Origin of the sequence: Roseovarius sp. Pro17, assembly GCF_035599575.1 — a bacterium.
Lineage (GTDB): Bacteria > Pseudomonadota > Alphaproteobacteria > Rhodobacterales > Rhodobacteraceae > Roseovarius.
In genome coordinates, this window is sequence record NZ_CP141179.1 from 3307993 (window position 1) to 3322899 (window position 14907).

Genomic DNA, 14907 nt, shown 5'->3' on the forward strand with positions numbered 1-14907 from the left:
TCGGCATATTCGTTACCGCGCCAGATCGATAAGCCCAACGACATCCACGTGCTTTTCAAGATGCGCGGCAAGTGCATCCAATGTGGCCTCAACCCCGGCGCCATATAGCAGCCCCGAGGGTTGCCCGCCGATGCTGCGCAAAAATCCGGCGCGGAATGCATCGTTGCTGAACATTCCATGCAGATAGCTGCCCATGACCCGGCCATCGCTGGAAACCGCGCCTTCGGGGCGGCCCGTTACCATGGAAAACGGACGTTGCCGGTCTGGCCCGTCCGAGCGGCCGATGTGAATCTCGTAGCCCTGCATCGCAAGGCCCGTTGCCTGATGTATCGCCTCTGTTCGGGTCAATTTCTTGTCCGGCGTCAATTCAGTTTCAATCGCAAGGTGCCCCAGACCCACCACTTCTCCGGCTGGCCCCTCAACGCCCTGCGGATCACGCAGCAGCGCGCCAAGCATTTGATACCCCCCGCAAATTCCCAGGGCTTTGCCGCCGCGCCGCAGATGCGCGGCAATGTCAATGTCCCAGCCTTGCGAGCGTAAAAATGCGAGGTCGCCGATCGTTGATTTTGTTCCGGGGATGATGACGAGATCAGTGTCAGCTGGGATAACCTCACCCGCGCGCACCATGGTCAGGCCGACCCCCGGTTCCTGCGCCAATGGGTCGATGTCGTCAAAATTGGCAATGCGCGACAGGACCAAGACGGCAATCTTATAGTCACCAGACCCGCCGCCATTGGGCAGATCAAGGGCATCTTCAGCCGGCAGTCTGGATGCCCCGTCGAAATAGGGCACGACGCCAAACCCGCGCCAGCCCGACTGCGCGGCAATGAAGTGATAGCCATCGTCAAACAGACTTGGATCACCGCGAAACTTGTTGATGAGGAAGCCCGAGATCATCGCATTATCGGCACCGTCCATCACCGCCTGCGTCCCTATGATCTGCGCGATCACCCCCCCGCGATCAATGTCACCGGTCAAAATGACAGGGCAGTCTGCGGCCTGTGCAAAGCCCATATTGGCAATGTCGCCAACACGCAGATTGACCTCTGCCGGACTGCCTGCGCCTTCAACGATGACCAGATCATTGCGGGCCTTCAACCGCTCAAAGCTTTCAAGCACAGATGTGATCAAATTAGGCTTGAGCGCCGCGTACTCGCGCGCCTTTACGGTGGCGACGCGCCTACCTTGAACGATCACCTGACTGCCGGTCTCGCTTTCCGGCTTTAGCAAGACCGGGTTCATGTCGGTATGCGACTCAATCCCACAGGCCAACGCCTGCAACGCCTGCGCGCGTCCGATTTCGCCGCCATCGGCAGTTACGGCGGCATTGTTTGACATGTTTTGCGGCTTGAACGGCGCAACGTTCAGCCCGCGCAACTTCGCGGCCCGGCAAAGCCCCGCGACCAAAAGCGATTTGCCCACATTCGAGCCGGTACCTTGGATCATCAGAGCCTTCATTTATAGGCCTTTGTCGGTGAAAATGCCGAGGTTTCGGCGGTTGTCTTGTTTCAGAATTCCACGCCCGGCTGTGCCTTGATGCCAGAGCGAAATGGGTGCTTGATCAATGTCATCTCGGTCACCAGATCGGCAACCTCGATCAACTCCGGTTTGGCGTTGCGGCCTGTCATCACCACATGGGTCAAAGGTGGTTTTTCCGACGTGAGGAAGGCTACAACTTCGGCGATATCCAGATAGTCATAGCGCAAGGCGATATTGATTTCATCGAGCAGAACCAGACGATTACGGGGGTCGCGGATCAATTCTTTGGCCTTCTCCCAACCCTTTGCGGCCATCGCAACATCGCGTTCACGATCCTGGGTTTCCCATGTAAACCCCTCACCCATCGCGTGGAATTCGCACAGCTCGGAAAAATGCGCCTCGATGATCCGACGCTCACCTGTATCCCAGCTGCCTTTGATGAATTGCACGACCGCACAAGGCATCTCATGGGCGATGCACCGCAAGATCATACCAAACCCGCTGGAGGATTTACCTTTACCGGGCCCGGTGTGGACGATCAGGAGCCCCTTATCGCCTTCCTTACCGGCCATCATCTTGTCGCGCGCGGTCTTGATTTTTGCCATTTTTTTTGAGTGGCGGGCGTTTACGTCTTCTGCTGTTTCTGCAGCGGTTTTCTTGTTTGCAGGGGTGCCTTCTGGGGATGTCATTGATGTCTCCGGTTCTGGATATATGTGGTTATTTTGCGTTGCGTGAGGCGCGGTCGTGGGTGCTTTGGACAGAGGATGAACGCAGGATCAAGCTTTGATCCGGGCCGCCTGACGTTACCGTTCGGCGCAGAATATAGATGTCCATGATCCAGCCATGCCGCGCCCGCGCCTCGGCCCGCACCGCGGTGATTTTGGCACCCACATCCGCCAGCTTTCCCTCACAGATGATCTGTTCTGGCATGCCCACATAAGCGCCCCACCAGATATCGATCCCGGCAGGGTCCAGCGCCTCAAATGCCCCGCCCGCATCCAGCATGATGACAAGGGTATCTACCCCCGGCGGCCAGCCTTCGTCGCGCAAGCGGCGGCCCGTTGTGACGAGGAACGGCGCGCCGATCTCGTTTACCGCCATTGTATGGGCCGCAGTGAGAGCGTGCAGCGAAGTGATGCCGGGAATGACCTCCAGCACTGGCGCGGGGTTCAAACGCGCCGCAATCCGCAGCGTGCTGTCATAAAGCGACGGATCGCCCCAAACCAGCAACGCCACCTTTTGCGCGCCGGGATGGCGCGCCATCGCGCCTTGCCATGCGACAGCAATGGCATCGTGCCAGTCATCAACCCGCGCGCGGTAATCTAGCGTTGCCTCATCGCGCACCGGCAGATCGAAGGCCACGATCTGCGTCCTGGCATTGGTCAGAACCTCGGCGCAGATCGTACGGCGCAGATCGGCGAGGTCGGCTTTCCCTTCGCCCTTGTGCGGGATCAGGATCAGGTCTTGCCGGTTGATCGCGCGGATCGCCTGCAAGGTCAGGTGTTCGGGGTTGCCAGTGCCAATTCCGATCAGCGTCAGGTGCAGGCTCATCCCGGCACCCTCGCCAGCGCCTTGCTGCGCAGATCACCAAGCACGCGGGCATCGGTAAATGTGCCATCCGCCGAAGCGGCATAAAGGCGCGCGAAACGCTGCAGCAAAGGAAGATCTGCCGCCGTGATGTCACCAAAAAGGTAGGCCACCTTGCCCGGACTGCGAAACGCAACCGTCTGCGCGTGGCGACACCCCGACATGCAATCGACAGGTCTGACCGCGACATCCCCCATGCAGTTGCGCGCGGCGTCCATGAAGGAACCGCCCGGCGCGCACTGGGCACAGACCATCATCGATACCGGCGCGCTCATTGCCGCAAATCCGCCAGCGCACCGTAAAAGATCAGCGCTGGTGTGGTGCTGCTGGTCGCCTCCAGATGCGCGGCCAGCGTGGCGATGGTGAACCGCTCGACTCGCTGGGCCGGTGTCGATACCGCCTCGGCCAGCACGGCGGGCATATCAGGCGCAAGCCCGTGTTCGATCAGCCGTGTCGCAAGCCCGACAAAGGTACGCTTGCCCATAAACACCACGGTGGTGGCCAACGGATCTGCAAGGGCTGCCATGTTCACATCCGCCGGCAGATCGCCGGTAACATCAGCCCCGGTGATGAATTGAACCCGCCGCGCCGTCAGTCGACGGGTCAGCGGAATGCCCGCCGCTGCCGCTGCCGCGGAAGCCGAGGTAACGCCGGGGATGATTTCATAGGGGACACCCGCCGCCTGAAGCGCCATGATCTCTTCTTCCAGCCGCCCGAAGATACCACAATCGCCAGATTTCAGCCGCACGACCTGCATCCCGGCCTTGGCGTAATCCACCAGAACACGGCTGACATGGTCCTGCTTGGGCGAAGCGCGCCCGGCCCGCTTGCCGACCCCGATCAAATCCGCATCTGCGCGCGCATGTGCGAGTATCGGACCCGAAGACAGATCGTCAAACAACACTACTTCTGCTGCCTCCAGCCGCTTGACGGCCTTGACGGTCAGAAGTTCGGGATCGCCCGGCCCGGAGGATACGAATGAGACAAAACCCGTCATGCTGCCTCGGCGATCATATGGAAAAAGGTGCCTGTAGCCACACCGCCGCCGTCATAGCGTTTGACCGACCCGGTTTCCGGCACCACTACGTCGTTGCTGTCGATGATCTGGGCCAGCGGTGCATCAGGCTCGGACAGGATCGTTGCATAATGAAATTCGTGCCCACGCAGCCGTGCCAAGGCCGGATGGCCGGGGATGGCGGCATGCAGGTCGGCCTTGCGGTAGCCAAGATGCATCTTGCGCGTGGCGAACGATGTCTCCAACCCCAGCAGACCCGTCATCTGATGCCGAATACCGTCTTTATCGATAATCCCGACACCCATCGCCATATAGCCACCGCATTCACCATGAACAGCACGGGTGCGAACGAAGTTTTGTAACCCTTTACGGAAATTTTCGGCAGCGGCAATGCGTCCAGCGTGCAGTTCGGGATAGCCACCGGGCAGCCAGCAGACATCGGCGCTGTCATCAGGCGCCTCATTGGCCAGAGGTGAGAACGGCAGGATCGTGGCCCCCGCCGCGCGCCAGCCCGCCAGCAGATGCGGATAGACAAAGGCAAACGCATCGTCCTGCGCCAGCGCAATCCGCTGTCCGGGCGGGATGATCTGCGCGGGCGGTGGCGCGTCTTGCAACGTTCCTGCGGCGGCAGCGATCAGCGCTGGTATATCGACATGAGCGGCCACAAAACCCGCCGCGTTTGACAAAATCTCGGGCAGGTTTTCCTGCTCGCTCGCCTGCACAAGGCCAAGGTGCCGTTCAGGCATTGCGATGTCTTTTTGGCGCGGCAGTGACCCGAATACGGTGATGCCGACCTGTTTCATCCCAACGCGGATCAGTGCTTCGTGACGCTTGGACGCGACACGGTTCAGCACCACGCCTGCGAGCCTCACATCGGGGCGCATTTGTGCAAAGCCCAGCGCCGTTGCCGCGACAGATTGCGCAGCGCCCGACGCATCCAACACCAGTACCACCGGCCATCCCATATGCGCCGCGATATCCGCACTGGCCCCGTTGCCCGACGCACCGGGCACCGCGACACCATCAAACAGGCCCATTGACCCTTCGGCAAGAATCAGGTCTGCGCCTTTCGCATTGCCGACCAACCCTTCGATACGCGCGGCATCCATCGACCAGCTGTCAAGATTGAACGACGCCCGCCCCGAGGCTGCGGTATGAAAGGCGGGGTCAATGTAATCCGGGCCGCTTTTGAACGGCTGCACCGCAATACCTTGCGCACGCAATGCGGCCAACAACCCCAGCATCAATGTGGTTTTGCCACAGCCCGATGCGGGCGCGGAAATCAGCAGGCCGGGGGGGATCATTGCGCCCCCTCCGGAAAGCGCGGCGCCGTGCCGACAGGTCGGAAACGTCGATCATAATCACCGGCATAAAGGCGGCTGTCGCCAAAATCCTCGGACCCCAGCGCGTGCCCCACCAGTATCAGCGCAGTGCGTTCCATCTCGGCTCCGATCGCCGTTTGCAGGGTGGAAAGCGTTGCGCGCACGATGCGCTGATCGGGCCAACTGGCGCGCCAGACAACCGCAACGGGGCAGTCAGCGCCGTAATGCGGGGTCAGGTCGTCCACGACTTTGTCCAACACATGCACCGAAAGGTGAATCGCCAATGTCGCACCGGTGCGAGCAAAATTCTCCAGCGCCTCGCCTTCCGGCATCGCTGTTGCCCGGCCTGAGGTGCGGGTCAGCACCACGGATTGCGCCACGCCCGGCAGGGTCAGTTCGGCCCCCAGTTCGGCAGCAGCAGCGGCGAAAGACGGCACGCCGGGCGTCACAGAGTAGGCAATGCCAAGGGCGCGCAACCGGCGAAGCTGTTCGCCCATCGCCGACCAGACCGACAGGTCACCAGAATGCAGGCGGGCGATGTCTTGGCCCGCCGCGTCGGCCTGTGCGATCACGTCCATGATTTCATCCAGCGACATGCGCGCGGTGTTCACGACCTTTGCGCCTGCGGGGCAATGGGACAGCAGCGCCTCTGGAACCAGTGAGCCTGCATACAGGCAAACCGGACAAGATGCGATCAGATCACGTCCACGCAGGGTGATAAGGTCAGGTGCGCCAGGGCCTGCGCCGATGAAGTGGACTGTCACGTATCTGTTCCTTCGTTATCTGCGATTGCGGCTGTGGCCATGTTGTCGTGTGACATCACACGCACTGTGATCAGCCGTGCGTTGGGGCCAGCGGCGACCAAGGCGGCGGCCTCGGCCAGAGAGCCAGTGCCGAATTGGTTTTGGAGCCGCTGCGATTGTGTAGGGGTGATGATTTGGGCGAGGTCTGACGCGCTGACGCCCAACGCGGGGATTGCAAGCGCGGCTGCCAGTTCGCGAAAGACCGGTGCGCGCGCTTTGCCGCTTTCGGTTGCCACCGCTTGGACAGGTAGGCCGTCACCAATGGCGCGCTCCAGCGCGTCGCGCAGCGAGGCCGTGCTGGCAGCCCTGCGAAATCCGATCCCGGCGACCCTCATAGCGTGACACTCCACTGCACGACGGGGCGGGTGGATTGCCAGCCGCGCATCCGCCCTAGCGGTTCGGCCTGGGCCAGCTCGATGCGCAGGAGGGTGCCACCTCGGGATGTGTGTAGGTTGGAGAGTAGCGCCTCGGTTTCCAGCGTCACCCCATTGGCCACAAGGCGGGTGCCGGCGGGCAGCATGGCGAGCAAATGTCCAAACAGCGCCGTCGTGCCGCCACCACCGACAAAAACAGCATCAGGTATAGCTTGGTCCGCGATGCTGGTGGTGGAGTCCCCCTCCACGATGGACAGCCGGTGGGTCAGACCAAAGTTCTCGGCGTTGCGGCGGATGTTCGCGGCGCGGCCTGGCTTTTGCTCAAACGCGATGGCATGGCCACCTGCCAAGCACCATTCCACAGCGATTGAGCCCGAGCCTGCGCCCACGTCCCACAGCAACTCACCCGGGCGCGGCGCAAGCGCTGACAAGGTCAGCGCGCGGATCGGGCGTTTGGTTATCTGGCCGTCATGAGCAAAACAATCGTCCGGCAGACCAGCGACACGCGGCAGGCCCACATTGCCAGGCAGGTCGATGGCAACGGCGACAGGCGACCGAATATCGGTAAGATCGAAACCGCTGGCGGTGGTCTGGCGGATACGCTGATCTGCACCACCCATCGCCTGCATGACCCACAGCGTCGCAACACCCGCGCCTTGCTCGGCCAGCCACGCCGCAAGCTGCGCAGGCGCATAGCCGTCACGGACCAGACAGATCAGCCGCGCATGCGGGGCCATTACGGAACGCAGCCGCGCAAAGGGGGCGGCGTGCAGGCCGTGACAGGTAATCTCTTCCAGCCGCCAACCAAGATGGGCGGCGACAAGCGAAAAGGTTGAGGGTGCTGCAAAGCTCTGCCATTCGCTGGGGTCAAGGTGGGCCGACAGGCTGCCGCCCACGCCAAACCAAAAGGGATCACCGGATGCCAGCACGGCTGTGCATTTGCCGCGCTGTGCCAGCACTGGGTCAACCGAAAACGGAACAGGCCAGGGGTGGCCCCGGCCCCCCACATCTGCCAGCACAAGATGTCTCGGGCCACCAAAGACGACCTCGGCAGCGTCGAGTGCGGCACGGCTTGCGGCGGGCAGGCCCACTGCGCTATCGTCCGACAGTCCGATAAATGAGAGCCAAGGTTTAGCCATCATGCGCGTCCTTTTGCTGGGTGGAACCACCGAGGCAAGCGCCATGGCGCTGCGCCTGTCGCAGACGCGTATCGACACCATTTTTTCCTACGCGGGCCGGACCCGTGCGCCCGCGCCGCAACCCCTGCCCACGCGGATCGGCGGGTTTGGAGGTGGTCAAGGGCTGGCAACCTATCTCAACGCCGAGGCAATCACCCATGTGATTGACGCAACCCACCCATTCGCTGCGGGGATGAGCCGGAACGCGGTTGCGGCCTGTGCGCAGACCGGCACGTCCTTGATCCGTCTGGAACGCGCGCCGTGGATGGCACAGGCTGGGGATAACTGGACAATGGTGGATCGGGTCGAGGACATGCCCGACGCCCTGCCCGACACCCCAGCGCGCGTGTTTCTGGCAATTGGCAAACAGCAAATCGGGTTGTTCAGCGTGAAGCCGCAGCACCACTACGTCTTGCGCTTGGTCGATGCCCCGGATGCAGCGCTGCCGTTGCCACATGCGACGGTGGTACTGGCGCGCGGCCCCTTCACCGCCGGGGGCGACGCCGCGCTGATGCTGGAACACCGGATCACCCATGTTTTGGCCAAGAACGCCGGTGGCACCGCGGCGCAGGCCAAGCTGGAGGCGGCACGTGCCCTGCGCTTGCCTGTTATATTGGCCGCACGCCCGGCCCTGCCCGGCGCTACGCTTGATAGTGTCGAGGCGGTAATGGTCTGGCTCGGTCATTCGGCACTCCGCGGCGTATAGACGTAACGACCGACACGGCGCGTAGCTGAGTTTCCAAGCAGCACAACGGTGCGCATATCCGCCATCTCGGGGGTCGCTTCGCCCAGTGTAACGGTGCGCAGGGACTGTTCGGATGTGCTGACCGCACGCGCGAAGGTAATCAGGCGGTCGGGACCACATTCTTCGCGCAAGATATCAAGGGCAGCCGCAAACTGATGCGGGCGCGACTTTGAACGCGGATTGTAAAACGCCATCGCAAAATCGGCGCGGGCTGCCAGGCGCAGGCGTTGCTTTACCGTGGCCCAAGGCTTCAGGTTGTCGCTCAGGTTGATGGTGCAGAAATCATGCCCCAACGGCGCGCCGACGGCAGCTGCAGCCGCAAGCATGGCGGTAATGCCGGGCAGCACGCGAATATCAACCCCGTCATATTCGGGGTGTTGCTTCAGCGCCTCAAAAACCGCCGAGGCCATCGCAAAGACACCGGGATCGCCAGAAGAAACTACCACGACCTGCGCGCCCTGCTCGGCCAGTTGCAAGGCGTGGACGGCACGATCAAGCTCTACCCGGTTATCGCTGGGATGCAGGGCCAGCCCGTCACGCGGCGCGACACGGGCGACATAGGGAATATAGCCGATGACGTCGGTAGCCTGCGCCAACGTGGCAGTAACTTCGGGGGTAACAAGGTCATCGCGCCCCGGACCCAGCCCCGCTATGGCAATCCAACCGGTCATGGTGATGCCTCTGGCCTGCGGCCCTGTCCGTGCACCAACACGATGGCGAAATAGGGGCAATCGGCATCATCCACCTGTGACAGTCTGGCAATCCGCTGGTCCGGCATGGTGCCTTTTTCCACCAGCCAAGCGTCTTCCAGCCGCCCGGTCGCGTCCAGCGCACGGCGCACAGCGGGCAGATTGCGCCCGGTTTTCATTACCACCAGCGCATCGGCGCGGCGCATGTGTTCGGTCAGCACTGCCTCTGGCAGGGTGCCCATCAACACGGTAAGCACGTCGTCGCCCCAGCTGAACGGCATATCCAGCGCGTTCCAGCAGCCGACCATGCCGGGGATTGCAGGCAGCACGTCCACCTCGGCGCGGCCCTGAAGGCGGGTGTGCAGGTGCATGAACGAGCCATAGAAAAACGGATCGCCTTCACACAACACGACAACGTCATGCTCCAGCGCGAGCTCGGCAAGACGGTCTGCCCACTCGGCGTAGAAATCGACCATCAGATTGCGGTATTCTTCTGATCCGAAGTGCAGTTCTGTGGTGACGGGATATTCCATCGCGTATTCGATCACGTCGTCGCGCAGCATACCGCCGACGATGGTGCGGGCCTGCCCGGTGCGGCCTTTCTTGCGGAAATACGCAATGTGGCGCGCGGCGCGAATGACCCGATCGGACCTGACACTCATCAGTTCAGGATCACCGGGTCCAAGACCTGCACAGATCACTTTTCCCATGTCACTCCACCCGGCTGGCAAGGGCGTTGACCGCCGCCACCGTCATCGCCGAGCCGCCGAGCCGCCCCGCGACGATCATCGCCGGAACCGGCAAATCAGCCATCAGCGCATCTTTGGCCTCCGCCGCACCGATAAAACCAACCGGACAACCAATAATCGCGGCGGGACGCGGGCAGTCTGGGTCTTGCAGCATGTTGAGCAGATGGAACAATGCAGTAGGCGCATTGCCAATTGCGACAACGGCGCCTTGCAGATGGGGACGCCACAGTTCCAATGCAGCGGCGGAACGCGTGTTGCTCATGTCGGCGGCCATTTGTGGCACTTTTGGATCGCGCAAGGTGCAGATTACCTCGTTCTCGCGTGGCAGGCGTTTGCGGGTGATACCTTCGGAAACCATGTAGGCGTCGCAGAGAATAGGCGCACCGCCCTCCAATGCGGCTCGCGCAGAGTTGGCCATGCCGGGGGAAAAGCGGAGGTGCTGTTCCAGCCCGACCATTCCGGCAGCGTGGATCATGCGCACGACGACGATTTCCTCTTCAGGTGAAAAGCGGGTAAGTGCCGCCTCGGCGCGGATGGTGGCAAAGGATTGACGATAAATCTCGGCGCCATCGGTGATATAGGTATGCTTCATCAGAGCGCCTTTTGCAGATAGTTGGGAAGGTCGTTCGCATGTAGACCAGTGTGCTCGGGGGCCGCGTCGGCAGTGGCGTTGCGGATCAGATCGAACCCCGCAGGTGTGGCTGTCAGCGTAACGCTTGCGCCGCGAGGCATTGCGCAGCCTTTGGCACAGCCCGAGATATGTAGGGTCTGCCCCGACGGCACATACGCCGCAAGCGCGCGGGCAACGGGGCGCGTGGCAGCAAATGCCCGCGCACAACCGGGTGCGCCAACGCAGGCTACGACCCGAAGCAGTGGATCGAAGGGGTCGGTGATTAGGCTGGGGTGTGCTGGCAGTTTTCCGGCCCCCTCAATCAGCAGCATCCGCCAAGGGGTCACGCGCAACGCACCGATATTGGCGACGGTTTCAAGGGTGGCCGCGTCGATCTGCCCGAACGCCATGCCAATAAGCGCCCCAGCGGAATAAAGGCCCGGTTGCGGCGCGGTTGTAGCACCCTGTCGCGGTAGGGTGAAACCCTGCGGCAGCGCAGGGCCGCTGGCAAGCAGGCGGGACATGCGCGCGGCGCGACCAAGGCTCCAGCGGGCAAGGTTCAGCATCTGCGAAACCGCTTCGCCGTCGGTCACCGGTTTGCCGAAGGGGTGATCGCCCGCACAAACGAGCAAATGGCCATCCGCGCCCGGTTCAAGCCGAATATCGGCGGGCGCACTTTGAAGGACGGGAGTTAACCCCGCGTCGATCGCATAGCCGAACTTTGCGCTGACATCGGGCGCATCTGGGGCAGCCAGTGCTGCGGCGAGTTCTGCGGCAATGGCCTCGTTTGTGTCACCCATCGTCCGAAACGGCGTAATTAGAATATTGCGCCGACTTTCGACGGTAACATCGGGGTCGATCAACTCCAGCGCCCGCAGCCCATCAATGAGCGTCTCATAGCGATCCTCTGCCACGCCGCGCAGTTGCACATTGGCGCGGTTAGACAGGTCGATGATGCCAATGCCGCAGCTTGTGGCAAGTGCTGCGATTCCCGACGCCTGCCGTTGTGTCAGGCGGCCCATGGGGGGCCTAATCCGCACGATCAGCCCGTCTCCCGACATCATCGGACGCAGTGCACCGGGGCACCAGCCCTTGACCTGAGGTGCGGCGTTCATTGCGCGGCGTCCAAGGCAGCGTTGATCGAATTGCGTCGCGTGACCCATAGGCCAGCGTCGCGCAGGGCGGCAAAGCGGCTCTGCAACGCATCTAGCGCGGCGGGGTTTTCCGTGGCCATAAAGTCAACCAGATCGTCGCGGCCCAGTGTTGCGTCATAGTAAAGCTCAATCAGATGCGCGGGCACGTTCCGCGTCAGATGCGCGAAAGCGGCCAGATTATCGAGCGTGGCCGCAATCTCTGCCGCGCCGCGAAAGCCATGGCGCATCATGCCGCTGGCCCAATCGGGATTGGCGGCGCGGGCGCGCACGACGCGGGCGATTTCTTCGGGTATGGTCCGCGCGCGCGGGGTACCGGCGCGGGTGTGGTCGATATGATACATCGCCGGCTCAGCAGCCCCAAGATGGGCCATAGCAGCCGCAAACCCGCCCTCGTGGCTGGCATAGTCAGACGCCAGCAAGATATCGCTTTCCAGCAGGTCTTGCACATGCGCGAACCCATCCGCCTTGTGCAAACGCGCCTCAAGGGCAGCGCGGTCGCGCTGCGCCGTGCCTTGCGCATCAATCGCCCATTCCGAGCCAGCCAGCCACGCCTGCCCGGCAGCATCGCGGCCCGCATCAGAATAGTCGTGCAGCGCGTTTTCGATGTTGATACCGTAAAGGCCAGGCTTGGGCCCAAAGACGCGCGGCGTTAGGATCAGGTAAGGGTTCATGTCAGGCGCTTCATCACGCTGGGACAGGGCAACAGCGCCAGCCTCAAATATCTGCGCAAGGCCAGGAAAGACATCCCGGAACAGGCCAGAGATGCGCAAGGTAACATCGATACGGGGTCGGTCCAGCAGCGCCAGCGGCACAATCTCAAAGCCCGACACGCGGTCCGATCCCTCGTCCCACTTGGGGGTAAGCCCGGCAAGATGCAGCGCCATTGCCACCTCTTCGCCAGCCGTGCGCATGGTCGCCGAACCCCAAAGGTCGATCACCAGCCCTTTGGGCCAATCACCCTTGTCCTGAAGGTGGCGGCGCAGCAGTTCTTCGGCCAGCTTCACGCCTTGAGCATGCGCCGCGCGGGACGGCACGGCGCGCGGGTCGACCGAATACAGGTTCCGCCCGGTCGGCAAAACATCGGCGCGCCCCCGATAGGGCGAGCCGGACGGACCAGCGGGCACCCGACGGCCAGCAAGGGCGGTCAGCAAGCCCTCGGTCTCACCCTTCGCTGCGCCAAAGATATGCAGCCCATCGCCATATTGGCTTTCCTTGATGTCGCAGACAAAGCGGTCAATACGCGTCATCGCCTCTGCGGCAGAGGCGGCCAGATCAAGGCCGAGGTCGGCTTCGACGCCGGAGGCCTGTGCTTCGGCACGGATGATGCCGATCAGTCGGTCGCGGCGGGCAGCGTCAAGACCGTCGGCCGAGGAGTATTCGTCAAGCAGAGCCTCAAGGCGTAATAGCCCTTCGGGCACGACGCTGTCTTTCATGGGAGGTGGCATATGGCCCAGTGTCACGGCCCCAATCCGACGTTTGGCCTGTGCGGCCTCGCCGGGGTCGTTGACAATGAAAGGATAGATTACAGGCATCGCACCCGTCAGCGCTTCGGGCCAGCAATCATCGGAAAGAGCAACCGATTTGCCCGGCAACCATTCCAGCGTGCCATGCGCCCCGATATGCACCAACCCGTGATACTCCTGCGCACACAGCCAAAGGTAAAAAGCGACGTAGGAATGGCGCGGCACGCGGGCGAGGTCATGATAATCATTTTCGCGGGCGACCGTCGCGCCCCGTTCCGGTTGCAGCGCAATCAGCGCATTGCCGCACGCCTGCGCGGGAAAGTGAAATGCGTCGTTCTTGAAAAGCGGATCATCTTCCGCTCTGCCCCAGGCTGCGATCAGATCGTCGCGCAATTCTTGCGGCAGGGTTGCGAGTGCTCTACGGTAGTCATCCAAGGGCCAGGCAATGCTCTGACGGGGAAGGCTTTTGCCAAATCCGGTGTCGGAGCTCACGGTATATCCGGCGTCGGCAAGGGTTTGCAACATTCCCTCGACCGAGGCCAGCGCATCAAGGCCGACGGCATGAGCGATCTGATCTTCGCGGCCCGGGTATGTCGACAGGACCAGCGCCAGCTTTCGGTTGTGCGGCGGTGTTTTGGCCAGCCGATGCCATGCCAATACCCGGTCCGCGACGGCGCCAATGCGATCAGCATCGGCGCCGTGGGCAAACCGGGAAAATTGCAGATCGGGATCTTTCTTACCCGGTGCCTTAAAGCTGACGACACCGGCAAAAATGCGGCCATCGACCTCGGGCATGACGACGTTCATCACAAGATCAGCAGGGGATAACCCGCGCTCGCTCGTCGCCCAGTCCTTGCGCTGTGCGGTAGAGAGGGCCACTTGAAACACAGGACAGCCGGGCGCGTCCAGCGGCGTGCGCCCATCCTCGCCGCGCCCCGAAAACGCAGTCGCGTTTACGATTGCCACAGGGGCCAGATGGGCCAAAGCCTCGGCAAGGAAGGCGCGCGCGCTGTCGGCCTTCAGCGACGGCACAAACAGACCGATCGCATTGAAACCCCGTTCTTGCAGGGCGGCGATTATCGCGTCGACCGGCGCGGTATCAGAGGCCATCAGGTAGCTGCGATAGAAGGTCACGGCGACCACGTCTTTGCCCGCATTGACGATGGGGATCACCCCTTTGACAGGATCGTAATAGCCACAATCTGGCACGGATTTCGCACCCAGAACCGGAGCCGCGTAAAACCCTGCGGCCAGCGCAAGTTGCGCCAAAGCCGCCTGTGCGGCGACGGGTCCGCCAGTGTCGCATAGATGTGACAGCCGCCGCAGCGTCGAGACCGGAAGCGTCGAATGGGCATCAAGGCCGGGATCTTCGCGCCCATCGGCGGGCAGGATCGCAAGGGCGATGTTATGGCGGCGCGCAAAGTCCTGAACCTGCATGATGCCATAAGGCCAGTAATTCTCGCCCCCGATCAGTCGGATCAGAATACCTTTCGCCCCTGTCAGCGTCGCCTCGACATAATTATCAACGGACGCGGGATGGCGCAGGGCCACAAGGTTGCACAGGCGCAAGGTCGGCAGATCACCCTTCGGCCCGCCCCCCCGATGCCAACCCGCAGCAAAGGCGCCAAGATCACTGTCGGAAAAGGACAGCACGACGAGATCCGCTGGCGTCTGGCCGGGATCATACGGTGCATCCGTATCCTCCAGCCCATGACTTTCACGGAAAACGATGTGCATGG

15 protein-coding genes are annotated in these 14907 nt (G+C 62.3%); 1 reads left to right on the top strand and 14 read right to left on the bottom strand.

Annotated features, from left to right (window positions below):
- Positions 1-12 precede the first annotated feature (12 nt).
- Genes U3654_RS15955 through cbiE form a run of 9 tightly spaced genes read right to left on the bottom strand, consistent with a single transcriptional unit; the run spans position 13 to position 7719 of the window.
- Positions 13-1458 (bottom strand): cobyric acid synthase, encoded by a 1446-nt coding sequence (locus tag U3654_RS15955; protein WP_324752528.1) that lies wholly within the window; start codon positions 1456-1458, stop codon positions 13-15.
- A gap of 50 nt (positions 1459-1508) precedes the next feature.
- Entirely contained in the window at positions 1509-2168 is a 660-nt protein-coding gene (cobO, locus tag U3654_RS15960; RefSeq protein ID WP_416384528.1) for a cob(I)yrinic acid a,c-diamide adenosyltransferase, read from the bottom strand.
- A gap of 28 nt (positions 2169-2196) precedes the next feature.
- Positions 2197-3030 carry a precorrin-6A synthase (deacetylating) gene (cobF, locus tag U3654_RS15965; protein ID WP_324752529.1) on the bottom strand — a complete coding sequence of 278 codons (834 nt, stop codon included), beginning with the start codon at positions 3028-3030 and terminating at the stop codon, positions 2197-2199.
- Positions 3027-3341 carry a DUF1636 family protein gene (locus U3654_RS15970; protein ID WP_324752530.1) on the bottom strand — a complete coding sequence of 105 codons (315 nt, stop codon included), beginning with the start codon at positions 3339-3341 and terminating at the stop codon, positions 3027-3029. Before U3654_RS15970 ends, cobF begins: the two co-directional genes overlap by 4 nt.
- Positions 3338-4063 carry a uroporphyrinogen-III C-methyltransferase gene (cobA, locus tag U3654_RS15975; RefSeq protein WP_324752531.1) on the bottom strand — a complete coding sequence of 242 codons (726 nt, stop codon included), beginning with the start codon at positions 4061-4063 and terminating at the stop codon, positions 3338-3340. The genes U3654_RS15970 and cobA overlap by 4 nt, the downstream gene beginning before the upstream one ends.
- Positions 4060-5385 (bottom strand): cobyrinate a,c-diamide synthase, encoded by a 1326-nt coding sequence (locus tag U3654_RS15980; RefSeq protein WP_324752532.1) that lies wholly within the window; start codon positions 5383-5385, stop codon positions 4060-4062. The genes cobA and U3654_RS15980 overlap by 4 nt, the downstream gene beginning before the upstream one ends.
- Positions 5382-6167, bottom strand: a complete 786-nt coding sequence (gene cobM, locus U3654_RS15985; RefSeq protein ID WP_324752533.1) for a precorrin-4 C(11)-methyltransferase — start codon at positions 6165-6167, stop codon at positions 5382-5384. The genes U3654_RS15980 and cobM overlap by 4 nt, the downstream gene beginning before the upstream one ends.
- Positions 6164-6541: a cobalamin biosynthesis protein gene (locus U3654_RS15990; protein ID WP_324752534.1), complete on the bottom strand. Its 378-nt coding sequence runs from the start codon at positions 6539-6541 to the stop codon at positions 6164-6166. Before U3654_RS15990 ends, cobM begins: the two co-directional genes overlap by 4 nt.
- Positions 6538-7719, bottom strand: a complete 1182-nt coding sequence (gene cbiE, locus U3654_RS15995; RefSeq protein WP_324755308.1) for a precorrin-6y C5,15-methyltransferase (decarboxylating) subunit CbiE — start codon at positions 7717-7719, stop codon at positions 6538-6540. Before cbiE ends, U3654_RS15990 begins: the two co-directional genes overlap by 4 nt.
- 1 nt (position 7720) lies before the next feature.
- Between cbiE and U3654_RS16000 the strand changes: the two genes are divergently transcribed.
- Positions 7721-8464, top strand: a complete 744-nt coding sequence (locus tag U3654_RS16000) for a cobalt-precorrin-6A reductase (RefSeq protein WP_324752535.1) — start codon at positions 7721-7723, stop codon at positions 8462-8464.
- Here the strand turns inward: U3654_RS16000 and cobJ are convergent.
- Genes cobJ through cobN form a run of 5 tightly spaced genes read right to left on the bottom strand, consistent with a single transcriptional unit; the run spans position 8440 to position 14905 of the window.
- Complete coding sequence (cobJ, locus tag U3654_RS16005; RefSeq protein WP_324752536.1) at positions 8440-9174, bottom strand: precorrin-3B C(17)-methyltransferase; 735 nt, start codon at positions 9172-9174, stop codon at positions 8440-8442. The genes U3654_RS16000 and cobJ overlap by 25 nt on opposite strands.
- Entirely contained in the window at positions 9171-9902 is a 732-nt protein-coding gene (cobI, locus tag U3654_RS16010) for a precorrin-2 C(20)-methyltransferase (RefSeq protein ID WP_324752537.1), read from the bottom strand. Before cobI ends, cobJ begins: the two co-directional genes overlap by 4 nt.
- Before the next feature lies 1 nt (position 9903).
- Positions 9904-10533, bottom strand: coding sequence for a precorrin-8X methylmutase (locus U3654_RS16015; RefSeq protein WP_324752538.1), 630 nt, complete (start codon positions 10531-10533; stop codon positions 9904-9906).
- The gene (locus U3654_RS16020; protein ID WP_324752539.1) at positions 10533-11666 is read right to left on the bottom strand and encodes a precorrin-3B synthase; all 1134 of its coding nucleotides are present in this window, start codon (positions 11664-11666) and stop codon (positions 10533-10535) included. The genes U3654_RS16015 and U3654_RS16020 overlap by 1 nt, the downstream gene beginning before the upstream one ends.
- The gene (cobN, locus tag U3654_RS16025; protein WP_324752540.1) at positions 11663-14905 is read right to left on the bottom strand and encodes a cobaltochelatase subunit CobN; all 3243 of its coding nucleotides are present in this window, start codon (positions 14903-14905) and stop codon (positions 11663-11665) included. Before cobN ends, U3654_RS16020 begins: the two co-directional genes overlap by 4 nt.
- Positions 14906-14907 lie beyond the last annotated feature (2 nt).